This is a genomic window from Gardnerella coleohominis (genome assembly GCF_002896555.1).
Classification (GTDB): domain Bacteria; phylum Actinomycetota; class Actinomycetes; order Actinomycetales; family Bifidobacteriaceae; genus Bifidobacterium; species Bifidobacterium vaginale_F.
In genome coordinates, this window is record NZ_MNLH01000004.1 from 43,598 (window position 1) to 70,236 (window position 26,639).

The 26,639-nt window shown below is 39.6% G+C and carries 20 protein-coding genes; all 20 read left to right on the plus strand.

The window, feature by feature from the left end; all coding sequences use genetic code 11:
• Window positions 1-142: 142 nt before the first annotated feature.
• The 20 genes from cysS to mraY all read left to right on the plus strand — a co-directional run bounded on the left by cysS (window position 143) and on the right by mraY (window position 26,587).
• Entirely contained in the window at window positions 143-1,807 is a 1,665-nt protein-coding gene (cysS, locus tag BFS05_RS04835; protein ID WP_103084904.1) for a cysteine--tRNA ligase, read from the plus strand.
• Window positions 1,808-1,895: 88 nt separating this feature from the next.
• Window positions 1,896-3,602 (plus strand): signal recognition particle protein, encoded by a 1,707-nt coding sequence (gene ffh, locus BFS05_RS04840; protein WP_103084863.1) that lies wholly within the window; start codon window positions 1,896-1,898, stop codon window positions 3,600-3,602.
• Between the two features lie 34 nt (window positions 3,603-3,636).
• Window positions 3,637-5,103, plus strand: coding sequence for a D-alanyl-D-alanine carboxypeptidase/D-alanyl-D-alanine-endopeptidase (locus BFS05_RS04845; protein ID WP_103084864.1), 1,467 nt, complete (start codon window positions 3,637-3,639; stop codon window positions 5,101-5,103).
• A gap of 7 nt (window positions 5,104-5,110) precedes the next feature.
• Window positions 5,111-6,226 (plus strand): tRNA lysidine(34) synthetase TilS, encoded by a 1,116-nt coding sequence (gene tilS / locus BFS05_RS04850; protein ID WP_103084865.1) that lies wholly within the window; start codon window positions 5,111-5,113, stop codon window positions 6,224-6,226.
• A gap of 1 nt (window position 6,227) precedes the next feature.
• A complete protein-coding gene (gene hpt, locus BFS05_RS04855) occupies window positions 6,228-6,782 on the plus strand; it encodes a hypoxanthine phosphoribosyltransferase (RefSeq protein WP_103084905.1) in 555 nt (184 codons plus the stop codon).
• A gap of 174 nt (window positions 6,783-6,956) precedes the next feature.
• The gene (gene ftsH, locus BFS05_RS04860; protein WP_103084866.1) at window positions 6,957-9,170 is read left to right on the plus strand and encodes an ATP-dependent zinc metalloprotease FtsH; all 2,214 of its coding nucleotides are present in this window, start codon (window positions 6,957-6,959) and stop codon (window positions 9,168-9,170) included.
• A gap of 157 nt (window positions 9,171-9,327) precedes the next feature.
• Window positions 9,328-11,016 (plus strand): hypothetical protein, encoded by a 1,689-nt coding sequence (locus tag BFS05_RS04865; protein WP_103084867.1) that lies wholly within the window; start codon window positions 9,328-9,330, stop codon window positions 11,014-11,016.
• Window positions 11,016-11,519 (plus strand): DUF3180 domain-containing protein, encoded by a 504-nt coding sequence (locus tag BFS05_RS04870; protein ID WP_103084868.1) that lies wholly within the window; start codon window positions 11,016-11,018, stop codon window positions 11,517-11,519. The genes BFS05_RS04865 and BFS05_RS04870 overlap by 1 nt, the downstream gene beginning before the upstream one ends.
• A complete protein-coding gene (locus BFS05_RS04875) occupies window positions 11,485-12,357 on the plus strand; it encodes a hypothetical protein (RefSeq protein ID WP_103084869.1) in 873 nt (290 codons plus the stop codon). The genes BFS05_RS04870 and BFS05_RS04875 overlap by 35 nt, the downstream gene beginning before the upstream one ends.
• Window positions 12,358-12,403: 46 nt before the next feature.
• Window positions 12,404-15,019: an HAD-IC family P-type ATPase gene (locus tag BFS05_RS04880; RefSeq protein WP_258004262.1), complete on the plus strand. Its 2,616-nt coding sequence runs from the start codon at window positions 12,404-12,406 to the stop codon at window positions 15,017-15,019.
• A 124-nt stretch (window positions 15,020-15,143) separates the two neighbouring features.
• On the plus strand, window positions 15,144-16,658 hold the full coding sequence (locus tag BFS05_RS04885) for an L-serine ammonia-lyase (protein ID WP_103084906.1): 1,515 nt from the start codon (window positions 15,144-15,146) through the stop codon (window positions 16,656-16,658).
• 164 nt (window positions 16,659-16,822) lie between these two features.
• The gene (locus tag BFS05_RS04890) at window positions 16,823-17,230 is read left to right on the plus strand and encodes an FKBP-type peptidyl-prolyl cis-trans isomerase (RefSeq protein WP_103084871.1); all 408 of its coding nucleotides are present in this window, start codon (window positions 16,823-16,825) and stop codon (window positions 17,228-17,230) included.
• A 31-nt stretch (window positions 17,231-17,261) separates the two neighbouring features.
• Window positions 17,262-17,741, plus strand: coding sequence for a GreA/GreB family elongation factor (locus BFS05_RS04895; protein ID WP_103084872.1), 480 nt, complete (start codon window positions 17,262-17,264; stop codon window positions 17,739-17,741).
• Window positions 17,742-18,087: 346 nt separating this feature from the next.
• A complete protein-coding gene (mraZ, locus tag BFS05_RS04900) occupies window positions 18,088-18,963 on the plus strand; it encodes a division/cell wall cluster transcriptional repressor MraZ (RefSeq protein ID WP_103084873.1) in 876 nt (291 codons plus the stop codon).
• Complete coding sequence (rsmH, locus tag BFS05_RS04905; protein ID WP_103084874.1) at window positions 18,963-20,024, plus strand: 16S rRNA (cytosine(1402)-N(4))-methyltransferase RsmH; 1,062 nt, start codon at window positions 18,963-18,965, stop codon at window positions 20,022-20,024. The genes mraZ and rsmH overlap by 1 nt, the downstream gene beginning before the upstream one ends.
• Window positions 20,025-20,780 (plus strand): hypothetical protein, encoded by a 756-nt coding sequence (locus BFS05_RS04910; RefSeq protein ID WP_180978610.1) that lies wholly within the window; start codon window positions 20,025-20,027, stop codon window positions 20,778-20,780.
• Window positions 20,780-22,624 carry a peptidoglycan D,D-transpeptidase FtsI family protein gene (locus BFS05_RS04915; protein WP_103084875.1) on the plus strand — a complete coding sequence of 615 codons (1,845 nt, stop codon included), beginning with the start codon at window positions 20,780-20,782 and terminating at the stop codon, window positions 22,622-22,624. Before BFS05_RS04910 ends, BFS05_RS04915 begins: the two co-directional genes overlap by 1 nt.
• 27 nt (window positions 22,625-22,651) lie before the next feature.
• The gene (locus BFS05_RS04920) at window positions 22,652-23,686 is read left to right on the plus strand and encodes a UDP-N-acetylmuramyl peptide synthase (RefSeq protein WP_103084876.1); all 1,035 of its coding nucleotides are present in this window, start codon (window positions 22,652-22,654) and stop codon (window positions 23,684-23,686) included.
• A 121-nt stretch (window positions 23,687-23,807) separates the two neighbouring features.
• Window positions 23,808-25,487 carry a UDP-N-acetylmuramoyl-tripeptide--D-alanyl-D-alanine ligase gene (locus BFS05_RS04925; protein WP_103084877.1) on the plus strand — a complete coding sequence of 560 codons (1,680 nt, stop codon included), beginning with the start codon at window positions 23,808-23,810 and terminating at the stop codon, window positions 25,485-25,487.
• Window positions 25,484-26,587 (plus strand): phospho-N-acetylmuramoyl-pentapeptide-transferase, encoded by a 1,104-nt coding sequence (mraY, locus tag BFS05_RS04930; protein ID WP_103084878.1) that lies wholly within the window; start codon window positions 25,484-25,486, stop codon window positions 26,585-26,587. Before BFS05_RS04925 ends, mraY begins: the two co-directional genes overlap by 4 nt.
• Window positions 26,588-26,639 lie beyond the last annotated feature (52 nt).

Below are 26,639 nucleotides of genomic sequence, written 5' to 3' on the forward strand. Positions count from 1 at the left end.
GCGATTAAATAATTGAGCGATTAGGCGATTAGTGGATTTAATAGGCGATTAAGTAATTGAGCTATTAAATAATTGAGCGATTAACTATTTCTTATTTGATTTTTTACGAGTCCAGTATAAAGAGACACTTATAATGACAACTATGCTTAACAATACAGAGAACAAATCTTTAACAAAAGCCGCTTCTGGAATGCGACTTTATAACACTGCATCGCATACAATTTCTGAATTTAAGCCTATAAAACCTGGGCACGTTGGAATGTATGTTTGCGGTGCGACAGTTCAGAGTTCTCCGCATATTGGCCATATTCGTGCAGCAATAGCTTTTGATGTTATTCGTAGATGGATGCTTCGTTTAGGATATAAAGTCACTTTCGTGCGAAATGTTACGGATATTGACGATAAAATTATGAAGAAAGCTACGCAAGCTGGTCAAAGATGGTGGGAGCGAGCTTATATTTACGAAAGAGAATTCACTGAAGCATACAATACTTTAGGTGTGTTGCCTCCTACAGTGGAGCCAAGAGCTACAGGACATATTACAGATATGGTTGAGCTTATTGAGCGTTTGATTAAGCTTGGTCACGCGTATGTAATTAAAGATGATTCTGGAAAACCTACGGGTAATGTTTACTTCGATGTTCCAAGTTGGCAGCATTACGGAGAGCTTACGCATCAAAAGCAGAACGATTTGCAAAATACAAGTGACGATGCTTCACAAATTGCAGACGCTAAAGGTCCGAGTGTAGATAATTCTGCAGAAGATAAATACAATCCAGTTGATGCTGCTGACGCTTCGGAAGATAAGCATGATCCGCGTGATTTTGCTCTTTGGAAAGCTCCGTGTGATTTTGATCAAGATGATGCTAAATGGTCAACTCCTTTTGGAATTGGTCGCCCAGGATGGCATATTGAATGCTCAGCAATGAGTCATAGATATCTTGGAGATGACTTCGATATTCATGGCGGTGGATTAGATTTGCGTTTTCCACATCATGAAAATGAGATGGCACAAACAACAGCAGCTGGTTGGAAGAGTGCGAATGTTTGGATGCATTCTGCTTGGGTGACTGACAAAGGCGAGAAAATGTCTAAGTCTTTGGGGAATGGACTTTCTGTGCCATCTGTTTTAGCAAATAATAGCCCTTGGGTTGTTAGATATGCTTTGGGTGCTGTGCAATATCGTGCAATGTTAGAGTGGTCTGATCAAGCTTTAGTTGAAGCTAAGTCTGCATACGATAGAATTATGAATTTCCTTGAAAGAGCTGGTCGTGTTTTAGGTGAGCAGCCTTCTAGAGATGAAGTTATTTCTGTTGATGCTGATTCATTGCCGGAAGATTTTACTCGCGCTATGAATGATGATATTAATGTTGCTGGCGCTCAAGCTGCTATTTTTGTTGCGATTCGTAAAGGTAATGCTTTGCTTAACGATGCTTTGCTTAAGGATGCTTCACATAACAAGGCTTCACTTAAGGAAAATGCAAATAATAGTGATGCTGATTGCGAAATAATTAATAATCTTCGAAATTCTGTTATAAGCGTTAGAGCTATGCTCGATACTTTGGGATTAGATCCGTATTCTCAGAAATGGTCGTCTAATCTTTCTAAAGATGAGTCTTGCGAAAACAATAGTTCTGAGCATGAAGCGTTATCTGCTCTTATAAAATCTCAACTTGAAGCTAGAGCAAAGGCTCGTAGCGTTAAGGATTTTGCTACTGCAGATGCTATCCGTGATTCTTTGATTGCATCGGGAGTAGTAATAGAAGATACTCCTAACGGGTATTCGTGGCATTTGTTAGATAAATAAAAGTAAGATTTCTTTCTAAAACAGGTGATAAACAAATATATACAACCGCGCATGTTCATTCCAGCGCAATAGATAGAATAGAGAAACTATGGCAGTATTTAGTTCTTTAACAGACCGTCTTTCTTCTGCGTTTAAGAATTTACGCAGCAAAGGCAAGCTTTCTGATGCGGATATTGATGGTACGATTCGCGAAATTCGTCGTGCTTTACTTGATGCTGATGTGGCTCTTGAAGTAGTTAGATCTTTTACAGGTAGAGTTCGTGAGCGTGCTCTTGGGGAAGAAGTATCTCGCTCATTAAATCCAGCGCAACAAGTAGTTAAAATCGTAAATGACGAATTAACTCAGGTGCTTGGTGCTGGTGTCGATAGACCTCTTAACTTCGCAAAATATCCGCCAACTGTAATCATGCTTGCAGGTTTGCAAGGTGCTGGTAAAACTACTCTTGCTGGAAAGTTGGGATATTGGCTTAAAGATTCAGGTCATACTCCTTTGCTTGTAGCTGCCGATTTACAACGTCCTAACGCTGTTACTCAGTTGCAAGTTGTTGGTCAACGAGCTGGTGTGCAAGTGTACGCTCCAGAAAAAGGCGTGCAAACTGGTGGAGATGAAGTAGTTGTTCCGGGAAGTACGACTGGCGATCCTGTAAAAGTTGCTCGCGATGCAATTGATTTTGCGCGCGCAAAAATGTATGACACTGTTATTATCGATACTGCAGGTCGTTTAGGTGTAGACGAAGCGTTAATGCAACAAGCTCGTGATATTCGTGATGCTGTACAGCCTCAAGAAATCTTGTTTGTTATTGACGCAATGATTGGACAGGATGCTGTTCGTACTGCTCAAGCATTCAATGAAGGCGTTGATTTTACTGGCGTTGTACTTTCTAAGCTAGATGGTGATGCTAGAGGCGGTGCTGCATTATCTGTTGCAAGCGTTACAGGTAAGCCGATTTTGTTTGCGTCTACCGGCGAAGGTTTGAAAGATTTTGAAATCTTCCACCCAGATCGTATGGCTTCCAGAATCCTCGATATGGGCGATATTCTTACGCTTATCGAACAAGCTCAAAAACAGTTTGATGCTGAAGAAGCTCGTAAAGCTGCATCTAAGCTTTCAGAAGGTACATTTGGGTTTGATGACTTTTTGGATCAGCTTCAGCAGGTACGTAAGCTTGGGCCTATGAAGCAATTACTTGGAATGATTCCAGGTATGGCTCAGCATCGTAAAGAATTAGAACAGTTTGACGATAGTCAAATCGATAAAGCCGAGGCTATTATTCGTTCTATGACTCCAGCTGAACGCAGAAATCCTAAGATTATTGACGGTTCTCGTCGTGCTCGTATTGCAGCTGGTTCAGGATGTAGCGTTAGTGCTGTTAATACGTTATTGCAGCGTTTTGAACAAGCTTCAAAGTTTATGAAACGAATGGGTGGTGGAATGCCGGGAGCAGGCGGTATGCCTGGTTTTGGCGGCCCTAGCAAGTCAAAGCGTAAAGACAAGAAGAACTCAAAGAAAAAAGGTGGAAAATCTGGAAATCCTATGCGTCGTGAAGCTGAAGAACAAGCATTACGCGCGCGTCTTAACGGATCTGGATCTTATAAGAGTTCTGAAAATTCGTATGAGAATGATTATAACGAGAACAGTCAAGAATATGATCAGCCTAATACGATGAGTCTTCCTTCAGGTTTACAGGATTTGCTTGGCTCAAAAGGTCAAGGTAATTTCCCTGATTTATCTCAAATGCCTGATTTGCCGCCAAACTTAGGAGAAGGATTAGCTGGTCTTTTCGGCTCAAAGTGATAAAAGCGTTTTAATATGATTATGGACGCGTAGCATGATTAGCAATGGTTATTCTCGTAGATTTTCTTATAGATTACGCTGGTTAACTGTTATACTTTCCGCAATATTAAGCGCTTCTTTAGTATGCTCTTATATTGCGCTTGACGTGTACGATGTTCTTCCAGGTCCTCTTACTGTATCAGCGCAAAAACATGCTACTGTTATTCAAAACCCACAGGGCGTTAGGTCTGTTCCTTATTTCGCCAATGGCGCGAGTGACGGTAGTCCGATAAATCAAAATGAAGCTAAAAAACTTATTAAAGAACTTGTAGAAACTGCTGGCGTTGGTAACGACGTTTCTGTAGTAATAGCGGATGCTAGAGGGAAAGTTGTTGCTTCTCATGCTCCTGATATTCCTAGAGAGCCAGCTTCTACAATGAAAACTTTAACAGCAGATGTTGCAACGCATGTGTTAGACATGGGTTCTACTTTAGATACGACTGTTTATTTATCTAATAACAATAATTCTCATATTGTTTTAAAAGGCAATGGAGATATGTTATTAGGCGTTGAAGAAAACGATATTAAGCATGTAAATGGTAGAGCTGGGCTAAAAACTTTAGCAGAAAAAACTGCCAAAGTTTTAAAGTCTCGCGGAATATCAGAAGTATCTCTTTCTGTTGACGATTCGCTTTTTGGGTCTAAGAGATTCCCAAGTCTTGTAAGTGAAAATGATTCAGAAGGTCGTTTTTATGCGCCAACTTCATCCATGGCTATAGATTGCGCTCGCCAGCGTGATTTTGCTCAATGGGTTAAAGCTGGTTTTGATGCTGATGATTTAGATGATTATCCTATTTTAGATAAAAATCCTGCAGAAAAAGTCGGTAAAACTTTTTCAAACTTGCTATCTAAACAAGGCGTTCAAGTAAACTTTTCTGGAGATATAAGTAAAGAAAAATCTTTGATTACTAATGGATACAGTCCGATTGCTCATATTTCATCTGCAACTTTAGGTGAAATTCTAGGATATATGCTTAGAAGATCAGACAATACTCTTGCTGAAGAATTTGGGCGTTTAATTGCTTTAGCTCGAGGGAAAAGTAATTCTCCAGAGGGAGGAACTATTGCAGTTAAAGAATCGTTGCGAGAACTTGGAATAAGCACAAACGGATTGCATATGTCTGATTGTTCCGGTCTTTCGCCTAAGTCGACTGTGCTAGTTACTACTCTTGTGCAAGCTCAAGCAGATAATTTGCGTTCAGGCTCAAGCCCTGCGGCTGCTCAAGGTTTATCTATCCCAGGTTTTATAGGTTCTGCTCGCAAACGTTTACAAGATGATTCTATTGTTGGAATGTTAAGAGTTAAAACAGGAGCTTTAGAACAAGTAACATCAATGTCGGGTAATGTAACTCGCAAAAAAGGCGGGACTCTTACATTTGCTGTTATTATTAATAATCCTACAGATTATTGGTTGGCTTTTAATTCAATAAGTCAATTTATAAAAAATCTTCCTGAATTATAATAAAAACATGGTGTATTCATCTCGTTGGCGTGCAGGTATAGGCGAATTAAGCCGTTGTTTTGACGAATTGCATTTAAATGTGCAAGGAAATCAATTCCTCCAGCATGGTACTCATGAGCCTTTATTCGATGCCCCTTTAGTGCTTATAGCTTGCTCAGGAGGTAGAGACTCCTTAGCTTTAGTGGCTTTAGCATCAAAAGTATGCGCTAGTAGAGGATTGAGATGTGCAGTAGTTATTGTCGATCATAATCTGCAAAGCTCTTCACATATAGTCGCAAATAATGCTGCTTTAGAGTGTGAAAAATTAGGTATTTCGAAAGATTTAATTTATATTGAATCAATTACTGTGAAAGATTGCGGAACAGGTGTTGAAGCTTCTGCGCGTGATGCAAGATATTCCGCTATTATTTCGCGTGCAAAATCACTTAACGCTGCTGTTGTGCTATTAGCTCATACAGCTCATGATCAAGCTGAAACTGTTATTATGGGTCTTCGTGATTCTGCAGGATTAGAAGCGATAGCAGGTATGAGTGCGTTTATTGTACGAGATGGCGTGAAATTCGCGCGCCCTCTTTTACGAATCACTCGCGATGATACTACAGGTATTTGTGAAGATTGCTCAATAAAATGGTGGGATGATCCCACTAATGGTGATTTAGTTCCTTCAGATCAAGAGTTGAATAAAAAGTATCCTTTGCGCTCGCGAATACGACACACGCTTATGCCGTATATTTCCAGATTTTTCAATGCTGATATGGTGAATCTTTTAACGCGTGGCGCTGAAATTGCTCAGGATGATTTAGATTATATTAATTCACAAGTGGATGATGTCGCTTCTAAAACTATGAGCGTGGATTTTGCAGACAACTGTTCTTCTAAAAATGTAGAAGTTATTTTAGACGTTAAAAAATTAAAAAATTGCCATATTTCTATTCGACGTCGTGTAATAGCACGCGCGCTTAATACTATGAATTTGCGATTTTCTTCGACTCATGTAAGCGCAATCGACGATCTTATAAATAATTGGCATGGTCAGAAAGCTATTTCTTTGCCTAAACATGTTCAGGCGTGTCGTACGAGTGTTAAAAACACGCCCGTCATTCGTTTATGTAATTATAGTTAACATGCAGATTGCAGATATACGAGATGATATTGACTATGAATTAATTAGTCATGAAGACCTTATGAAGCGCATCCGTGAGGTTGCTGCTCAGGTTACTGAAGATTATAAGAACCGCGATATTTTGCTTGTTTCAGTACTTAAAGGTGCTGTTAATACTCTTGCAGTATTCTCGCAGGAATTAGGCCTTGATGCTCCAATGGATTTCATGAGTCTTTCCAGCTACGGTTCTGGTACTAAAACAAGTGGTCAGATTACTGTTCGCGAAGATTTAACTACTGATGTTCGTGGAAGAAATATTCTGATTGTGGAAGATATTGTAGATTCTGGCCGTACTTTGGATTGGTTAATTAAAGAGCTTAAAAGACGCGGTGCTGAAAGTGTTAAAGTGTTTGCTTTACTCACTAAGCCAGCTCGTCGCGAAGTTGAAGTTGATATCGCTTATACTGGCTTTGAAATTCCAGATGCTTTCGTAGTCGGATTTGGAATGGATTATGACGAGCACTACAGGAATTTAGATTCTATAGCAGTTTTGAAGCCATCTGTATACGAGTCTTGAGATTAAAAGTAGTGTTGTAAATATACTTGTTATGGTTGTTTTGCAACGCTACTTTTATAAAATACTGCCAATAATTTGATTGATGTTATTGTGCTAGTGATTTATGCTTTATATCAGTATTTATTTGTCTGAATTTATGTGTATCAATCAGGGAGTCTGAAAGGAGCCTTATTTATGGGCGCTTCTCCTATGGCACCACGTGGTCCAATGGGTAATCCTCTTGGTGGGGGTAATAACGGAAATCCGTTTGTGAATCCACGATCTCCACGTAAGGATAATGGTAATAAAAGTAATAAGAATGGTGAAAATCAAAATAATCGTAACGACAACGGCAATGATGAAGGTCGTAGACCGTTCTGGAAGTCGCCTTGGACTTGGATTATCGTTTTAGTTCTTCTTGCTGTTGCTGCATTCCAAATATTTGTGCATACAGGTCCGCAGAATATTGATACTAATGATGGTATTGCGCTGTTGAAGTCTCATAAGGCAAATTACGTAGAGATTATTGATAATAAGCAATTAGTTAAGCTTACTTTGAATGATAACTTCAAGAAGTTTGATAAGCGCAATAAGCAGAATCGTGATTATGGCAAAGAAGTACAGTTCTATTACGTTTTTGCTCAATCTAAAGATATTGTTAAGCAAGTTAAGGAAGTTGCTCCTGTAAACGGTTGGAATGTAAGCATTCAGCAGTCGGGTATTCTTTCTTACTTGTTCACTTCTATGCTTCCAATAATTATTTTCCTTGGAATGATTTGGCTGCTGTTTAGCCGCATGGGTAGTGGCGGTAGTCTTCTTGGAATGGGCGGCGCTCGTGGTCGCGGAAAGCTTATTGAAGGTAAAACTCCGAATACTAAGTTTACTGATGTTGCTGGCGAGCAATCTGCTGTTGAAGAAGTGGAAGAGATTAAAGACTTCTTGAAAGATCCTTCCCGATACAAGGCTTTGGGTGCGCGAATCCCTAGAGGCGTGTTGCTTTATGGCCCTCCAGGAACTGGTAAGACCTTATTGGCTCGTGCTATTGCTGGTGAAGCCGGTGTGCCGTTCTATGCTATGGCTGGCTCTGACTTCGTGGAAATGTTCGTAGGCCTTGGTGCTTCGCGTGTTCGTGAGCTTTTTGACGAAGCTAAGAAGAATGCTCCTGCAATTATCTTTATTGATGAGATTGATGCAGTTGGTCGTCGCCGTGGTAGTGGAATGAATGGTGGCCATGATGAGCGTGAGCAGACTCTTAATCAGTTGCTTGTTGAGATGGATGGTTTTGATAACGATACGAATTTGATTATCATCGCTGCAACTAATCGTCCTGATGTTTTGGATCCTGCATTATTGCGCCCTGGCCGTTTTGATCGTCAAGTTGCTGTTGAAGCTCCTGATTTGGAAGGCCGTGAAGCAATTTTGAAGGTTCACGCTCAAGGTAAGCCTTTTGTTCCAGATGTCGATTTGCATATGGTAGCTGTTCGTACTCCTGGTTTCACTGGTGCTGATTTGGCTAATGTGCTTAATGAAGCTGCACTTTTGTGTGCTCGTTCAGGCGCTCAGCTTATTGATAATCGCGCTATAGATGAAGCTATTGATCGAGTTCAGGCTGGACCTCGTAGAAGGTCAAAGGGTATGGCTTTGGATGAGTTGCGTAATACTGCATATCATGAGGGTGGTCACGCACTTGTTGCGGCTGCTTTGCATCATACGGATCCTGTTACTAAGGTAACTATATTGCCTCGTGGTCGTGCTCTTGGCTACACAGCTGTTATGCCTACTGCGGATCGCTATTCTGAATCACGAAATGAATTGCTTGATCAAATGGCTTATGCTATGGGTGGTCGTACAGCTGAAGAAGTTGTATTCCATGATCCAACAACTGGTGCTTCTAACGATATTGAGAAGGCTACGGCTATTGCCCGTAAGATGGTTGTTGAATATGGCTTCTCATCTAAGCTTGGCGCTGTGAAGTGGATGGATTCAGATGATGATTCTTCTGGCTCTATTGATTCCTTGCAACCTCGCAAGTTCTCGAATCGTACTGCTGAAGTAATCGATGAGGAAGTTCATAAGCTTATTGAAACTGCTCATACTGAAGCTTGGGAGATTATTAATAATAATCGCGACGTATTGGATGAGTTGGTTCGTCAATTACTTGTTAAGGAAACTTTGAACGAAAAAGAGTTGAAGGAAATCTTCGCTAATATTCGAAAAGCTCCTGAACGTAATTTGTGGCTTTCTAACGATCTTCGTCCAGATTCTGATATTCCACCTGTGGAAATTCCTGAATCTTTGAAGCGTAACGTTGCTGGTAAATCTAATTCTGATTCTGAAGAGGATACTAAGTCGGAGTCGGAGTCGGATTCTAGGTCTGATTCTGATTCCAGCAATGTTGATAATCAATGATGTTTTAGGTGTAGAATATACAAATAATAATTTGAGCGATTAGTAAATATTTTGCAATGTATTTTGCTTAATATTGTCGTTCAGTTGTTTTAGTTGTATAAAATATAAACATAAGATATCGATTGATAGATTCTCACGCTGATATGAGGGGGTCAACATGGATGCTATTAAATTTACTGGAATTCGCCCTATAGGCGGTAAAGCTCTTGTTGGCCCCTATCGTATTACTGGAGTTGACGTAGTATTACGTCTTTTCCTTAACGCGGCTGTTAAAGGTGAAGTTGCTCAAACAGTTGATATAGTGCAAGTTACTCAACGTCTTGCTCGCGATTTGAAGTCTTGTGAGAAGGATTCGCATATTCTTGAGAATCCTTCTATAACTCTTGAACTTATTGCCGGTAAATTAGTTGAGTCAGCTTTGAGATCTTGGCAGGTTAATGAAGCTGAAATAACTGTTCATGCATCTTTTAATCAAGCTAATGATTGCTGTGCTGATAATGAAAATGGTACTGGCAATGAAAATAATGCTTCGAATGGTTTGGGCTTTGAATTAGACGATATTGCTGTAACTATTTGCAAGCAAGCAGATAATCTTGGCGATCCGCTTGAGCCGCAGATGACGTCGATGGTTAATCCGGCTTATCCTGATTATGATTTGGATTACGATGATTTTGACTACGAAGATGAAGCTGACGCTGGCGATGTAGTTGAAAATAGCGCTGTTTCTGAAAATAGAAATGATAATGCAGATAATGCTGATAATGCTGATAAAGCTAAAGACAGCGCCGATTATGCAGACAGTAATGACGCTAACGATAACGACGATAACGGCGATAACGGCGATAACGACGACGACGAAAAATATTGGCCTGAATTATATAAGTCTGATTCTTATAAGCCTTACAAGTTTGGCAGTAGCGAAATAGAGTCTGATTCTGATTTAAAGTCTGATTTTGAATTTAATGAAAATGCAGATTCATCTGTTTCGCAAGGCGTTTCACACAATGTTCCACAAAATATTAGAAATAATTTTGGTAATAAAGACGAAATTAATAGCGAAAACAAAAGTGAAAATAGCGCCAAGAACAACGCAAACAACAACGATTCCGATAGTAAAAATGGATTAAATGAAATCGACTATCGAGATATTCGCAATCATATGCCTTCAATGAAGAATCTGGGATTTGTGCAGCACGGATCCTTCTTATCTTATGATGCTATTAATGATGAGCGCTTTGAAGAAATCTTCCCTAGATATAGCAATACAAATTACGATGATATAGATGACGATGGTACTGATAAGGAATATAAGCCTAGGGTTTCTGATTATTTCCCTATGCGCACAGTAACTATTGTTGTAATGAGGGGTCTTGCTAAGAATAAAACTCGATTAGCTATGTATGACACTATGGTTGCTTTTGAGCAAAGTAAGAAAATTATCATGCGCATTGATGGTATTTCTGCTTTGTATCTTTCAACTATAGGTAGCAATGATGAATATACTGCTGCATGCGTTGTTAGCTCTAATGTTGATGAGTATGAAACTATTCAGCGAGTTATAGAAGTTGCTAAAGCTCATGAGCCAGAGTTGAAAACAACTATTGTTGGAATGAGATTGTATAGCACTCCGCCAAAGGTCACCCAATCTGTTGATACCAGTATTTTAGATCCAAATGATGCTTCAATCGCATTACTGCATCCTTCTGCAGCAGATTTGCGCCCGTGGTTGCAGATTGAAGAAGATGCTTTCCTTGACGGTAATCCTTTAGGATATCTAATTGCATTTACTGAAGATTCTGCTAACGTTGGTATTTACTCAGAGCATTGGATTATGGGGAATTGCTGATGAAAGCTTATCGCACGCCTTGGTGGTATTTCGTACTTGGTTGCATTGCAGGACTAGCTCTTGGAGCTATGTCTGTTTCTGTAACCGAGTCAAGTTCGCTTGTAATTGCAGGCGCTCCTTGGATAGCTCTTGTTGTGCTTGTTTTCATTGGTATTGTGACGCTTGTGCTAGCATTGCAAACTCATCAATATGCAACAGCTAAACCTAAAGATCGTAAAATGCCTAATCACGCTCGTTCTGTTATTGCGCTTATGCTTTCAAAATCTCTTGGTATGGCTTCTGCGATTCTAATGGGCTGGTATCTTGGGCAGATTTTTATGTCTATTTCGCATATTGATATTGTTGTATACGGCAATGTTGTTCGCGAATGTGCTATAGCTGCTTTTGTTTGCTTTTTAGATATGATTGTTGGAATTGTGGGGGAATGGTTATGCCAAATACCTCCAGAAGATCGCGGTGAATCCACTAATGATTCTCAAAGAGCTTCAGCTTCTATTTCGTAATCTTTTTGCGCTAGATAAGCATGCGATAGATAAGATTGCGTTTAATAAGCTTTCTTTTAATAAGCATGCGTTAGATAAAACTATGTTAGATAAGTCTACGCTAGATAAGTCTACGTTTGATATGCGTTTATTAAATAGGCGTTTATTAAATAGGCGTTTATTAAATATAAATCTGCGCGATTTTTATAAATTTTTTATTGTACTTATCGTAAGTTTTATGGTTATATCTCTTGGGGCATGTGAGCCTGAAGGTAAAGCTGTTGGGGATTCGGGAAGTATTAACGATATAGTCCATGATGGCGTCGATTTGAATGATATAAATATTTTCGTTTTGGGATCTTCGCGTTTTTCTCTTGATAATTACATTTTAGATGAGTGCAAAAAGTATGGTATGAAAGCTTCATATGTTGCACTTTTTGGTATTAAGAATTCCTCTAGTTCTGCTTATGATGCGCTTAAGGAAGCTACTTATCGTCAAATGTCATTAATAATTATTGATGAAATTGACGTTGATTCGCAAGATTCTGTTGATTCGAGTGAATCAGCTAAATCAGCTGGATCCAAAACTGAAGAAGCAGATAAAAAAACGACTGAAAAATCGTTTGAAGAAGCTTTGCAAGATGTTCGTAGAGCAGGAATTCCAGTACTGCTTGTAAATCCTATTAAAGCTCCTGAAGATAGCACGCTTTACGCTGCTAAAGCGTATTCGAAAACTTATTTAGATAAAAAATCTATTTTAAAAACTAAATCAGCAAAATACGAATCGTTGCAAAATATAGTAAAAGCGTTAATTAACGATACTCCGCATTCAAGGGAAGTGATTATAGATGGTAGATAGTATTCGCAAACATTCAAAAACAAATTGTGATAAATCTGAAGCTTCAATGTCTAATATAGATCTTCCGTATGTAAAAGAATGCGGATTGTTAAGCGAACAAGTTGAAGAAGCTGTATCTAAAGGCAATGTGAATGTTACAGCTAAAAGAACTTCTCGTTCGGTTGCAGATATTATACGAGCTAATGTTTTCACTTTATTTAATGCGATTATTTTTACTGCAATGGTTGTTGTATTAATAACCGGATCATGGAAAGACGCTGTTTTTGGCGGTGTTATTTTAGTTAATACCGGCATAGGAATTATCACAGAGCTTAAAGCAAAACATACTTTAGATAAACTTTCTATTCTTATTGCTGCTCGCGCAATAGTTAGACGAGATGGTGAAAATAAACAGATTGATCACAAAGATATAGTTTTAGGCGATATTCTTTGGGTGCGTGCAGGTGAGCAGGTGCCAGCAGATGTTGAAGTATTGGATTCTTGGGGTCTTGAAATGGATGAATCTATGCTTACTGGCGAATCTGCTACTGTTCGTAAAGCTATTGGAGATTCTGTATATTCTGGATCTACTGCTGTTTCGGGTGTTGCTTTAACGAAAGTAACAGCTGTAGGAGAGCATAGTTATGCGTCTAAATTAGCCGCTCAAGCTAAGGTTTATACGAAAACAATTTCAGATTTAAGTCGTGGAATTAATACGATTTTGAAATATATGACTATCGTAGTTGTGCCGTTATGTGTTTTGCTAGTGTGCTCGCAGATGTATAAGGTTGGAGGATTTGTTGAGGCTTGGCATACTGGAGCGTGGCGTGGGGCAATTGTTTCTGCTGTAGCTGGAGTTGTTGGAATGATTCCTGAGGGATTAGTGCTTCTTACATCTCTTAATTTTGCTGTTGCCGCAATGCGTCTTGCGCGTAAGAAAACTTTAGTTCAGGAGCTTGAATCTGTAGAAACCTTAGCCAGAGTTGATTGTTTAAATCTTGATAAGACTGGAACTATTACAGATGGCGGTATTGCGTTTGTTGGAGTTGAAAGTATTGGTAGTTTTGAATCTAATTTGAATAGTCAAGCAGATTCTGAATCTAATACTGAATCTGAGATTAAAGCGGATATTAATCAGGCTCTTTATGATTTGTCGAATGAAGAAAATCCAAATGCTACCGGTAAAGCAATTATTGAAGGCTTGAAAGAAAGTGGCATTAAGCCGCGCGAAAATATTGTAAAAAGGCTGCCATTTTCGTCTTCTCGAAAGTGGAGTGCGATTTGCTATTCGCGTTCAAATGGCGAATTAGACACATGGTATATGGGTGCTCCGGAAGTTTTAATAAGCGCGTTTAAAAAATCCGATAATTCAAGCGAAGATTATTCGTCAATTTTGCAAAGAGTTAATTCCTATGCGCAACAAGGTGAGCGTGTGCTTCTATTAGCACATATTTGCAATAAATCTGAGGTTTCTGCTTCTGAGGTTTCTGCTTCTGAGGGCCTTGATTTTAAGGGTCTTGGTTCTGAAAGTTTTGCAGATAATCCTATTATTTGCAAAGAAGCTAAGCCAGTTGCAATAATTCGCTGTTGTGAGCGAGTGCGTGAAGATGCTTATAAAACTCTTTCGTGGTTCCGTGAACAAGGCGTACGTTGTCGTGTTATTTCTGGAGATAATCCTACTACTGTGGCCGCTGTTGCTGAAAAAGTTGGTTTAACAGGTAATCGTAAGCCAATAGCAATGGATGCTCGAGAGCTTCCAAGTGATATTAATGAATTAGCTAAAGTTTTAGATAATGTAGATGTTCTTGGTCGTGTTCTTCCAGATCAAAAGAAAGCGATTGTTCAAGCATTGCATTCTCAAGGTCATATTGTTGCCATGACTGGCGATGGAGTTAACGATACTCTTGCGTTAAAAGAAGCGGATCTTGGTGTTGCTATGGGTAATGCGGCTCCTGCTGCTAAAGCTGTAGCGCAAGTAGTTCTAGTGGATTCTCAATTTTCTCACATGCCGGATGTTGTAGCTCGTGGGCGACAAGTTATGGCAAATATGGAACGCGTAGCAGGATTATTCTTAGTTAAAACTGTATATTCAGCACTGATTTCTGCAGGAGTCGTATTGCTGGGATTGAAATTCCCTTATTTGCCTCGTCATATTACTTATATTGGCTCGTTAACTATTGGAATTCCAGCGTTTTTGCTAGCTCTGGCACCTAATACGCGTCGTTATATGCCTGGATTCTTAAAGCGAGTAGTACGTTTTGCTATTCCAAGTGGTTTGGCAATAGCTTTATCTGTGCTCGCTGCTTCTGTAATTGCTCCAAGCGTTTTGGGTGTAAAAGTTACAGATGCTAACGTAATAAGAAATTCTGAGGCAATGCCTAGTATATGCGCTGTAATTGTTTTTGTAATAAGTATTTTAGTGTTATCTCGTGTTTCAAAACCAATATTCTCATGGCGTGGAATTATGGTCTTATGTTTCACTATTGCTGGGATTGTAGGCGCTTTTATACCATTTACATCACGATTCTTTGAATTGCATATACCTACGCATGGCATAGAGCTTGTATTTATGCTTGTTGCAATTATTTGCGCAATAGTTTTATGGGTTTTGTGCTTATTAGTATCTAATTTGATTAGTTCAAAATTGATTGATTTGAAATCTTTAGATAATAAAGGTAAATAAGCAAATAAGCAAATAATCTAAGGAAAGCATATTTAAATACACGAAAATACATCAAAATATGTAGAAGTGTGTCGGAACGCGTTAGATTTATGTTTACAATAGAAATGTGTTCAGTATTTTAGAAATGTTTTCTGTTGGGGTTGGTCCTAGTTCTTCTCATACAGTGGGACCTATGCGTGCTGCTTATGCTTTTGTTAAGTCACTTAAAGATAAAGGCATATTATCTAAAGTTAATCATATAACTGTTACTCTTTATGGTTCGTTATCGCTTACTGGTTTAGGTCACGGTACAGATCGCGCTTGTGTAGCTGGTCTTGAAGGTAATCTTCCAGATGATGTTGATACAGAACATATGATGACTATTCGTGAGGATTGTAAAAAAACAGGTACTTTAACTCTTGCTCATGAGCATACGATTTCTTTTGATTACGATGAAGACGTTATTTTTGAAAAATGGAAGCGTATGGTTTCTCATCCAAATGGTATGCGATTTATTGCGAAAGATTCGGATGGGAATTTAGTTGATGAACAAGTATGGTATTCGATTGGTGGCGGATTTATACGTCAAGGCTTTGCCGACGATGCAATGATTGGATTGCACGATCGCGTTACCGAGCAGGACGAAAGTAATAAAACTGAAGATAGCGCAGAGAATAGCGGCAAAGATAGCGTAGAAAATAACGGCAAAGATAGCACTGATACTAGTAGCGAAGATAATAAAACTAAAGATTCTACAGTTCCGTATCCTTTCACTTCTTGCGATGAGCTTATAAGAATTTGCCGTAAAGAACATATGTCTATAAGCGATGTCGTATGGCAAAATGAGTTAGCTTTACATGAAGGCGATTCGAATTATGTGAGGAATTACTTATTACATGTTTGGAATGTAATGAGCAAATGCGTGGAAAATGGTTGTAATTCAAAGCAGCCGATTTTGCCAGGCGGATTAGATGTTCCAAGGCGCGCTCCGCATATGTATGAAAGACTTGCTGCAAATTCGGATATGCTTAAGAGTAATCGCAGGAGAGTTGATTTAGCTTTAGAAAGTTCAGATTCTGCTTGGGTTAATCTTTTTGCGCTCGCAGTTAGTGAGGAAAATGCCGGCGGAGGTAGGATTGTAACTGCTCCTACAAATGGTTCCGCTGGAATAATACCAGCAGTTTTGCAATACTATTGGAGATTCGTTGATTCTTCTGATGAAGATGGCATTGTGCGATTTTTGTTAGCTGCAGGTGCTGTAGGGTATCTGTTTAAACGCAATGCTTCTATTTCTGGAGCGGAAGTTGGTTGCCAAGGTGAAGTTGGTTCAGCATGTTCTATGGCTGCAGCAGGATTATGTGAAGTTTTAGGTGGAACTCCTGAACAAGTAGAAAATGCTGCTGAAATTGGAATTGAGCACCACTTAGGTTTAACTTGTGATCCTGTAGGCGGATTAGTGCAAATCCCATGTATAGAACGTAATGCTATGGCTGCTAATACTGCAATTAATGCAGTAAGAATGGCTATGCTGGGAGATGGATCTCATATTGTAAGCCTTGATAAAGCTATTAAAACAATGAAGGAAACTGGTCACGATATGATGTCGAAATATCGTGAAACTTCAAAAGGTGGCTTGGCTGTAAACGTAGTAGAGTGTTAGATGTTTATGCATGAAGTAGTATCTTATTAAATCTTGCGCAATAGTCTAGCAAACGTAACAATTGGGTGCTAATCTAAAACACGCTACAAAAACTATGCAATTGTATAATTTACTGTTGTTAATAGCTTTTAATGATTTTGATAGAAGTTCATAAAGGAGGCAAAATGGTACAGGATATGCCAGAAGTACTTGCAGAATTTGGTACTACGCCAACGGTGACGTTCCCAACGTCTGAGCCGCCGGCTGGGCTTAAGATTGTTGAACTGGTTGAGGGCAATGGTCCTCTTGTTCGTGCTGGAGACACTGTGACTGTAAATTATCATGGTGTTGTGTGGGGTTCTGATAAGCCGTTTGATTCCAGTTTTGCTCGTCATACCCCTGCAAGTTTTGGTATTGGAGTCGGTCAAGTAATTCAAGGTTGGGATCGTACTGTTCCTGGCCATAATGTTGGTTCGCGTTTACTTGTTTCTATTCCTCCTGAGTGCGGATACGGAGATTATGGTGTACCTCAGGCTGGAATTCCTGGCGGCGCTACGCTCGTATTCGTTATTGATATTATTTCTACTCGCTGAAATTGCGTGAGAGTTGAGTTAGGAGATTGCTATGGAAGAAGAAAAGACGATTTTGTTAACGCAAGAAGCGTATGACAAGTTGAAGGAAGAGTTGAATTATCGCGAAGGAAAATATCGCGAAGAAATCACTGAGCGTATTGCTGCAGCTCGTGCTGAAGGTGATTTGTCTGAAAACGGTGGTTATCAGGCTGCTCGTGAAGAGCAAGGCAAGAATGAAGGTCGTATTAATGAGCTTATTGTTAAGCTTCGTAATGCGAAAATTCTTGAAGCTCCAGAGGATGGACTTGTTGGCAATGGCTCGTTAGTGGTTCTTGAATTAGCTGGAACTGAGATGACTTATGTAGTTGGCTCTCGCGATATTGCTGTTGCTACTGAGTATGATGTTGTAAGCCCTGAGTCTCCAATCGGCGCTGCTATTATGGGCGCTCATACGGGAGATACAGTGACTTATTTCACGCCTAATGGTCGTCAGATGTCTGTGACGATTAAAAGCGCTCATCCAATGTCCTGAAATAATAATTTAAATATTTAGATATTATTTGTTTTAAGTAAAAACGACATTCGCTATATGCGGGTGTCGTTTTTTTGTAAATTTCTTGCTATTTGTTAATTCTTAATTTTTTGTTTAATGAATAAAATCTAATGATATTTTTGCAAATTTTTATGATTTTTATTCATTTTATATAGGAATTTCATCTTCTAATAGCGTGATTCCATTTTTGTTCATATTAATAGTGGTAAATCCTCCCAAAAAAATGTATTTTTTTACAAAAAGTGGGGATTTTAGGTGAAGGGTGGAGTAGAATGGTGAGCATTGTGCACGTGGCATAGCGCATATTATTTAAGGAGGTGGAAGTATGGTACGTAATGCAAATCGTAAAGAACCGCAGAATAATGCCAATTCTTCCTCTGAAAATATGTCTGATGCCGTTCGTGATGCTCAGCAAAAGCAGATGCCACTGCCTAATCAAGAGCAGAGTGAATCCAATAATCGTGCCAATAATCAAAGCTATGTAGCTTATTCTCAAGGCTATTCAATTCCTTCAGCGCAATACTATTCGCAACAAGTTCCTCAGCAGGCTTTTACCACTCCTTTGCCTTCTGATCCTTCTTATATGTATTACGCTCCAGGAAATCAGCCTCAGCAATTTGCTCAGCCTTATGTTGTGCAGCCTTCTCAAGTGCCGCAAATGCCTCAGCAATCTACGCAGCAAGTGCCACAAACTCCGCAGATGCCGTTGCAAATGCCGCAGATTACACAACAAATGCCACAACAGATGGCGCAACAAGCGATTTCTCCTGTACTTTTAGGAACTTATACGCCAAAAATTGACGGTAAGGGTCGTGTTGCATTACCAGCTAAATTCCGTGCTCAATTGGGAACTGGTTTTGTGATGGCTAAAGGCCAAGAGCGTTGTGTTTACGTGCTTCCAATGCAAGAATTCCAGCGTATTACAGCTCAGATTCAGCGCACTTCAATGAGCAATAAATCAGCTCGTGATTATTTGCGCGTATTCCTTTCTGGAGCTGTTGATCAAGAGCCAGATAAGCAGGGTCGAATTGTTGTTCCTCCAATGCTTCGCGAGTATGCAAATCTTGGCGACGAAATTGTTGTTATTGGCGTTGGTACGCGTGCTGAGATTTGGAATAAGACTGCTTGGAACGAGTATCTTGCAGATCGTGAACAAGGGTATTCAGATATTGCAGATGACGTATTGCCGGTGGTGATGTGATGACTGATCTTACCACTATTCACGAGCCGGTTTTATTACAAGAATGTGTTGATCTTGTTGCTCCAGCATTGAATCATGAAGGTGCTGTAGTTGTTGATTGCACTCTTGGTCTTGCTGGTCATGCAACAGCCTTCTTGAAAGCTGCTCCTGCCGCAACCCTTATCGGTATTGATAGAGATGCAGAAGCTCTTTCATTAGCTACTGAGCGTATGCGCAATGAGGGTCTTGAAAATCGCTTTATTCCAGCTCACGCAGCATTTGATGAAGTAAGCGATGTTTTGCGCGCGAATAACATCGACTATATTGATGCTGCTTTTATGGATCTTGGATTATCAAGTTTGCAAATCGACGAAACAGATCGCGGTTTTTCATACTCTCACGACACTGTTCTTGATATGCGAATGGATGTATCTCAAGCAACAACTGCCGCAACTATTTTAGCTAATTACGATGTTGATAGCCTTGTGAAGATTTTCCGCGATTATGGAGAAGAACGTTTTGCTGCTCCTATTGCTAGAAAAATCGTTGCAACTCGCGATGCTAATCCTTTAACTACTTCTAGTCAGCTTGTTGATTTAGTAGATAGCGTTATTCCAAAGGCTCATCGTGCTCCAGGAAATCCAGCTAAACGCGTATTCCAAGCTTTAAGAATTGAAGTGAATGGCGAATTGGATAAGCTTGCTCGCACTTTGCCTCAATTGACTTTGAATCTTCGTAAGAATGGTCGAATTGTTGTTGAATCTTATCATTCTTTGGAAGATATTACTGTTAAGCGCTTTATGAATCAGGGTTTAACAGTTGATGTTCCAGATAATATGCCTGTTATTCCGCCTGACGCTCAGCCGTTCTTTGCTTCTTTAACTCGCGGAGCTATGAAAGCTTCTTATGAGGAAATAGCTCGTAATACTCGTTCTTCATCTGTTCGTTTGCGTGCTGTTGAGTTGCAACGTGAATTACCTGATCGTTGGATTAAGCGCTTAGAAAATGAGGCTTCTGGTCTCTTATCTTTCGATGGAAAGTCTGCTTCTAATCGCGCTAATCGAAGCAAAGGAGGTAGATAAATGGTGAAATTCTCAGCACTAAAGAATCGTTTGCCACGAATGTCCTCCTCTGCTTCTTCTGCTCCTGCAGGTCGTTCGTCTGAAAAAGATGCGCGCAATCGCAGTGATTACTCAAGCTCAGCAAGTCAATCTCATTCTCGTTTTGAGAATAGCAAAGCTTCTATTTTAGATCACTTTAATAGGGTTATTGCTTGGAGCAATAGGAGTATGGTTCCGCTTTTTAACATAGTTATTATTGTTGTTTTCTTTGTTACAACATTAACAATTTCTTTGTTAATTCGTACTCGCATGACTGAGATTTCTTTTGCTCAAGCGCAAGTTCAGGAACATATAGTTGAACTTCGTCAATCAGTTGAGGACAAGCAGACAAAATTGGATTCGTTAGAAGCGCAATTGCCTGTTAGAGCTCAAAAAATGGGCATGATTCCTCCTAAAGACACTATTGCAATTGATCTTAGTGATTATGCGAAAAAGGGCGATAAGACTAAGTCAAAGTCTAAGGACGATAAATCTAAGGGTGATAAGTCCAAGGTTGATAAATCCAAGGGCGATAAGTCAAAGTCAAAGAATGACAAGACTAAATCTAAGCCTAAGGAATCTAAGCCTAAGGAAAATAAGCCTAAGAACGACAAGTCCAAGACTGATAAATCTAAGGCCAAGAACGAAAAGTCCAAATCCAAGAACGACAAAACTTCAAATAAAACTTCATCATCAAATACTAAGCAGCAACAACCAGCAAAACAGGAGAAACGATAATGCTTAAAGCTATTAAGAATTTCCTATCTCGCTATAGTGTATTTACTCGTAAATGCATGGTAATTATGGTACTTTTTGTGTTCCTCGCTGCAGGAGCAATAATTAAGCTTAGTTCTACGCAAATCGTGAATGCACGTTCAACTGCTGAAGCTGCACAGGAAGAGCGTAGTAGAGTTCGCCCTATATTGGCCCGTCGCGGTCGAATCCTCGACGCTAATGGAGCAGTTTTGGCACAAAGTGTTGAGCGATACAACATAATTGGTGATCCTTTGAATGCTCAAGCGTTTAAACCTACTCCTTGCAATGCTCAAACTAAAGGTAATTGCCATTCTATTGATGGAAAGCCTGTTGAAGGCACTGGTGCTGTAGCAGTTGCTCGTTTGCTTGCTCCAATTTTGCATATGTCTTCTATGGAAATCGGCGGAAAATTAGCCGGTACTGGTCGCTATATGCTTATTAAGCGCAATGTAACTCCTGAAGACAAGCGTAAAATCGACAATTTAAATTTGTCTGGCTGCATTTATGCAGAAAAAAGTAGCGAGCGCGTGTATTCAAGCGGTCATATTTTAGGCTCTCTTATAGGCGCAGTTTCCGATATTAGTGAAACAGATATTAAGGATACTAAAGGTCGTAAGGGTGATATTGGCGTTGCTGGTCTTGAATTAACTCAAGATAAGCAATTGACTGGTGTTGATGGATATCAAAGCTATCAGGGTAATAGCACTGGTGCTCAGCGCATTCCAGGAACTGTTCTAGAAACGAAGCCTGCTGTTAATGGCAATGACATTAAGCTTACGATTGATAGCGATGTCGATTGGTATGTTAAAAAAGCTTTGATGGATGGCAAGAAGAGGTACAAGGCTGCTTGGGGAATTGCAGTTGTTCAAGATATTCATACAGGCGAAATTCTTGCTATAGAAGATACAGATAATATTGATGCAGGTACTGTAAATGCTAAGCGCGTTGTTTCTCGCGCTGTTAGCCAAACTTTCGAGCCTGGTTCTGTTGGAAAAGTTTTTGCAATGGCCGGAATGGTTCAATCTGGAGCTAGAAAGCTCGACGATAAATTCTCTGTTCCTGGAAGCATTAATGTAAATAATCAGCAATTCCACGATTCTCACGCTCACGGTGTTGAACGTTTAACTTTAGCTGGAATTTTGCAGCAATCTTCTAACGTCGGCATGATTCTTGCTGGAGAAAAGTATCCAAACAATAAGCGTTATGAATTCCTTTCAAGATTTGGTATTGGACAATATACTGGTTTGAATTTGCAAGGCGAATCCCGTGGTATGTTGCCAAGCGTTCAATCTTGGGATATTCGTAAGCAGAATACTGTTTTGTTCGGTCAGGGATATGCAACTAACGCTTTGCAAGTTACTAACGCTATCGCAACTATTGCTAATAAAGGCGTAAGGCTTAAGCAGTCTATTATTAAGTCTGTGATTGATCCTAACGGCAATGTTAGTGAGCATAAGAGGCCAGAAGGAACGCGCGTTTTAGATGAAAAAGTAGCTGCGCAAATGCTTAATGCAATGGAAAGCACTGCTGAGTTCTATAATAAATTTGTGTCTGTTGATGGATATCGTATCGCTGCTAAGAGTGGTACTGCAGAAGTAGCTGGTGGAGCAGGTAGGAGCCTTACTTCTATTGTTGCTGACTGCGCTGGAATTATTCCTGCAGATAATCCTCGATTTGCCATAACAGTAGTATTTAGAGATCCTGAAGGGACGTTCGGCGTTTATACTGCAGGTCCAGTACTTAAGTCTATTGCTGGATTCTTAATGCAAAAGTATGAAATTCCAGCGTCTACTCGTCGATCTAATGCTATTCCTGTTAAGTGGTGAGTGTTATTTATAAATGCGAGTATAAATATGAATGCTGTTGATGAATTTTCAAGAACGAGAGTGACTTTAGGCTATGCAGCTGAGAACTATGGTTTTGAAGTAGTGCCGTCGTTTGCTACTGATGTTACTGTGACTTCTTTTGCTGACGATGTACGCAAAGTACGTCCTGGGTCTTTATTTGCTCCGACTTCTCATGTTGATCGTCGTCAATTAGAGGCTGCTCGTGATGCTGGAGCGTATGCTGCTTTAGTTCCTCCAGAATTGAGATCTGAAGCTAATAATATTGGTTTGCCGCTATTAGTTTCTTCACCAAATCCTGTTGCTTTCGGAAAACTCGCATGCGATATTAATAACGATCCTTCATCGTGTGTTGCTACGTTTGCTGTAGCTGGTGATGATGACGATGATATATATGCTAACGTTATACGCTTAGCAGATTTCCTCCATATGCTTGGAAATCCTATTGGCATTATTAGCGCAGCAGGATCTTCGTCGCTGCAGCGTGATTTAGCTTTAGAGTATCCGCTTGGTATTGCTGATTTACAGCATAATTTGTCTGTTTGCGTGGAAGATGGTGCTGCTGCGGTTGTTATTGCTTTGAATAGTGCAACATTGCAAAAAGATGCATTGCAATCTGTGAATATAGATGTTTTGGGTGTTGAAAGTGAAGAAAAGCGTAAGGTTTCTATAGTGCCTAAAAATCCTTTAGAAATCCCAACTCCTCCTGAAGATTCACATTCTAATATTTCTTCTTCAGAAAATGTGAATGATAAAAATGAGTTGTTAAACGGCAAGGATGATGAAGTTCTAATAAAGAAAGTTGATGTAAAGCCTGTTGTAAGCTTCTATTCTTTGCAACAACGCTATGGTTTTTATTGCCGTGAACGTTCTTATTGCATAACTAGAAGCAAGGAATCTGACGAATTAGCTCAATTAGATGATCAAATTGGAACTAAAGATTTGCAGCGTCATTTATCACTTTCAATAGCAATGGTATTGGCTGCAGGAGTTAGACGTGGAACAATTAAAAGTGCTCTTCGTGTGTCGCATGAATTGCATTGATTATGCTTGTGAAAGTTGGAAATTAATAAGTTGAAATTTTGTTGCGTTACGATGGCTAAAGTTACGATTGCTAAACTTGCGATAGCTAAGCTTACGATAGCTAACGTTATTAGGAGGATTGATGGCTTGCTGCAAAGGCACTGATAAGAGCGAATCTTATGCTGAAATGATGCGCATGAGCATAAGTGAAATCGCTCAAGCGGTGCACGGTGTTGTTAATGTCGACAACGCGTATGATTGTGATCAAGTTTTTGCAATTGCTACATGTAGCGATTCAAGAGAAGTTCATGAAGGCTCATTATTCGTAGCTTTTCGCGGAGAACGCGTAGATGGTCATGATTATGTGAACAAAGCTGCAAAATCTGGGGCTGTTGCAGCGATTGTAGAACATGTTGTGCCGGATGTGGATCCTAACTTTGCTCAGATTGTTGTTGAAGATTCAGTAAAGGCTTTAGGATTGCTTGCAAAACATAATATTGAGCGTCGTAGAGAATGTGATTCTGAGTTCAGCATAGTTGGTGTAACTGGATCAGTCGGAAAAACTACTACTAAAGATATGCTTCACGCTTTGCTTTCAACTTTAGGTGAAACAGTTGCGCCTGTTGGATCATTTAATAATGAAATAGGTCTTCCTTTAACCGCCTTACGTGTTGGCGAAAATACACGATTTTTAGTTGCTGAAATGGGAGCTAATCATGTTGGAGAAATCGCATATTTAACTAATATCGCTCCTCCTGATATTGCTATCGTCTTAAAAGTTGGAGTTGCTCACTTGGGCGAATTTGGCTCTGTAGAAAAAATAGCACAAGCAAAAAGTGAGATTGTACAAGGCTTAGTTCCTCACGGTGTGGCTGTTTTGAATGCGGATGATAGTCGTGTAGCTGCTATGCAATCTTTAGCTGATGAAGATAAAATACGTTGGTTTGGAATTAAAAATAAAAAATCACAGTATTGCATTATTGCTGAAGATGTGAATTTAGACGAATACGGTTGTGCTTCAGCTGTATTTAAAGAGTTTAATGCAAGTGAATCTGGCGTTAGTGAATCTGAGTCTAGTGAATCTGGCGTTAGTGAATCTAAATCGCATGAATCTAGCCAAAATATTCATCTTTCAATCCAAGGTGAGCATAATATTATGAACGCTCTTGCTGCAGCAAACGTAGCCAGATATTTTGGCATGCAGTGGAGCAGCATAGCTAGCGTATTGAAGAATATTTCTCATATAAGCCCCCATCGTATGCAAATTTCAACTGTTTGCAAAAATAATCAATCTTTTACTCTTATTGACGATTCTTTTAATGCCAACCCTGATTCAATGAAGGCAGGTATTAACGGATTATACGCTTATGAGAATAGTTGCAATCACGATACAGAGATTTTCAGAATTGCTGTTCTTGGTTCCATGTTAGAGCTTGGAAAAGATGAAAATATTCTCCACGAAAATATAGGAGAATACGCTATTGAGCACAATCTTGATGCTGTAATTGCAGTTGGGTCTAGTACTTCTAAAGATTTAGATAATTTAGCAAAATATATCTATGAAGGTGCTAAAAAAGCTTGCGATAATCTTCCAGAAAATTCTTCAAAAGTAGAAGTATTTTATGCGCATGATGTGAGTGAAGCCGATGAAACAGTTTGGTCGCTTGTTGCGCAACATTCGCGTAGTGTAGTGTTATTAAAAGGATCTCATGCATCTGGTTTGAGTGCGTTGGCTGAAAAGTGGGATTCTTTGCAATCTCTGCCTGAGAAAACTAAGGTTGAGGATTGCAAAGCCTGTGAACAAATGGAGGTTAAGCGTTGATTGCTCTTATAGTGGGAATCGTAGTGTCATTGTTAGTAACAATCATTGGCACTCCTCTTTTGATTCGCTTAGTTAACCATTTGCATTACGGGCAATATATTCGTCAAGATGGTCCACAATCGCATAAACTTAAGCGTGGAACTCCAACAATGGGCGGTGTTGTTATAAATCTGTCTGTTGTTGCTGGGTGGGCTGCTTCAGCGCTATATCGTTATATTTCTGTTAATCGTGCTCCTTCGTGGTCTGCAGTTCTTGTATTATTTGCCATGCTTTCAATGGGCTTGCTTGGATTTATAGATGATTTCGCAAAAGTTCGTAAAAAGCAGAATTTGGGTCTTTCGGTAGGCGCTAAACTCACTGGTCAGATTATTTTCGCAAGTTTATATGCTTTGCTAGCTCTTTTGCTTCCAACTCCTTCAGGATTCCCAAGTGCTCAAATGGGCATGAGTTTTATAGAAAAACCATTCTTTAGTTTTTCTATTTTTGGAAGTGTAATAGGAACAATCGTATTTATTATTTGGGTTAATTTCCTTATGGCAGCATGGTCAAATGCTGTGAATTTGACTGATGGTTTGGACGGTTTAGCTTCCGGATCTTCAATGATTGCTTTTACTGGATACGCTCTTGTAGCTTTTTGGGAATCATACCATGTTAGAGGCGGAGTAAGGCCTGGATTCTCTTATGCTGTTTCAGATCCTCTTGACTTAACTATTATTGCTGTTTGCGCAGGAGTTGCATGCTTCGGATTCCTTTGGTTTAATTCAAATCCTGCTCAAGTATTTATGGGCGACACCGGTTCCTTAGCTTTAGGCGGATTATTTGCCGCGCTATCAATCGCAACTCATACAGAATTTTTAGCAGTACTTTTAGGCGGTTTATTCGTTATAGAAACAATGAGCGATGTTATACAAGTTGGATGCTTTAAGTTAACTCATAAGCGAGTATTTAAAATGGCTCCAATTCATCATCACTTTGAACTTGCTGGTTGGACGGAAACTAAAGTCGTTGTTCGTTTCTGGATGATTGAGCTTATGTTCGTGCTTTCTGCATTGATGTTATTCTATGCGGATTGGGCTGGACGTACAGGATTGTTGATTTAATCAAAATCTTTAAAAGTATGTTATTAATTTAAAGTAATTTAAGGATGGCGAA

What these genes read in the sequence shown, in the direction of transcription:
- cysS (WP_103084904.1), top strand. Translation starts at nt 143, where the DNA reads ATGCTTAACAATACAGAGAACAAATCTTTAACAAAAGCCGCTTCTGGA.
- ffh (WP_103084863.1), top strand. Translation starts at nt 1,896, where the DNA reads ATGGCAGTATTTAGTTCTTTAACAGACCGTCTTTCTTCTGCGTTTAAG.
- BFS05_RS04845 (WP_103084864.1), top strand. Translation starts at nt 3,637, where the DNA reads ATGATTAGCAATGGTTATTCTCGTAGATTTTCTTATAGATTACGCTGG.
- tilS (WP_103084865.1), top strand. Translation starts at nt 5,111, where the DNA reads ATGGTGTATTCATCTCGTTGGCGTGCAGGTATAGGCGAATTAAGCCGT.
- hpt (WP_103084905.1), top strand. Translation starts at nt 6,228, where the DNA reads ATGCAGATTGCAGATATACGAGATGATATTGACTATGAATTAATTAGT.
- ftsH (WP_103084866.1), top strand. Translation starts at nt 6,957, where the DNA reads ATGGGCGCTTCTCCTATGGCACCACGTGGTCCAATGGGTAATCCTCTT.
- BFS05_RS04865 (WP_103084867.1), top strand. Translation starts at nt 9,328, where the DNA reads ATGGATGCTATTAAATTTACTGGAATTCGCCCTATAGGCGGTAAAGCT.
- BFS05_RS04870 (WP_103084868.1), top strand. Translation starts at nt 11,016, where the DNA reads ATGAAAGCTTATCGCACGCCTTGGTGGTATTTCGTACTTGGTTGCATT.
- BFS05_RS04875 (WP_103084869.1), top strand. Translation starts at nt 11,485, where the DNA reads ATGATTCTCAAAGAGCTTCAGCTTCTATTTCGTAATCTTTTTGCGCTA.
- BFS05_RS04880 (WP_258004262.1), top strand. Translation starts at nt 12,404, where the DNA reads ATGTCTAATATAGATCTTCCGTATGTAAAAGAATGCGGATTGTTAAGC.
- BFS05_RS04885 (WP_103084906.1), top strand. Translation starts at nt 15,144, where the DNA reads ATGTTTTCTGTTGGGGTTGGTCCTAGTTCTTCTCATACAGTGGGACCT.
- BFS05_RS04890 (WP_103084871.1), top strand. Translation starts at nt 16,823, where the DNA reads ATGGTACAGGATATGCCAGAAGTACTTGCAGAATTTGGTACTACGCCA.
- BFS05_RS04895 (WP_103084872.1), top strand. Translation starts at nt 17,262, where the DNA reads ATGGAAGAAGAAAAGACGATTTTGTTAACGCAAGAAGCGTATGACAAG.
- mraZ (WP_103084873.1), top strand. Translation starts at nt 18,088, where the DNA reads ATGGTACGTAATGCAAATCGTAAAGAACCGCAGAATAATGCCAATTCT.
- rsmH (WP_103084874.1), top strand. Translation starts at nt 18,963, where the DNA reads ATGACTGATCTTACCACTATTCACGAGCCGGTTTTATTACAAGAATGT.
- BFS05_RS04910 (WP_180978610.1), top strand. Translation starts at nt 20,025, where the DNA reads ATGGTGAAATTCTCAGCACTAAAGAATCGTTTGCCACGAATGTCCTCC.
- BFS05_RS04915 (WP_103084875.1), top strand. Translation starts at nt 20,780, where the DNA reads ATGCTTAAAGCTATTAAGAATTTCCTATCTCGCTATAGTGTATTTACT.
- BFS05_RS04920 (WP_103084876.1), top strand. Translation starts at nt 22,652, where the DNA reads ATGAATGCTGTTGATGAATTTTCAAGAACGAGAGTGACTTTAGGCTAT.
- BFS05_RS04925 (WP_103084877.1), top strand. Translation starts at nt 23,808, where the DNA reads ATGGCTTGCTGCAAAGGCACTGATAAGAGCGAATCTTATGCTGAAATG.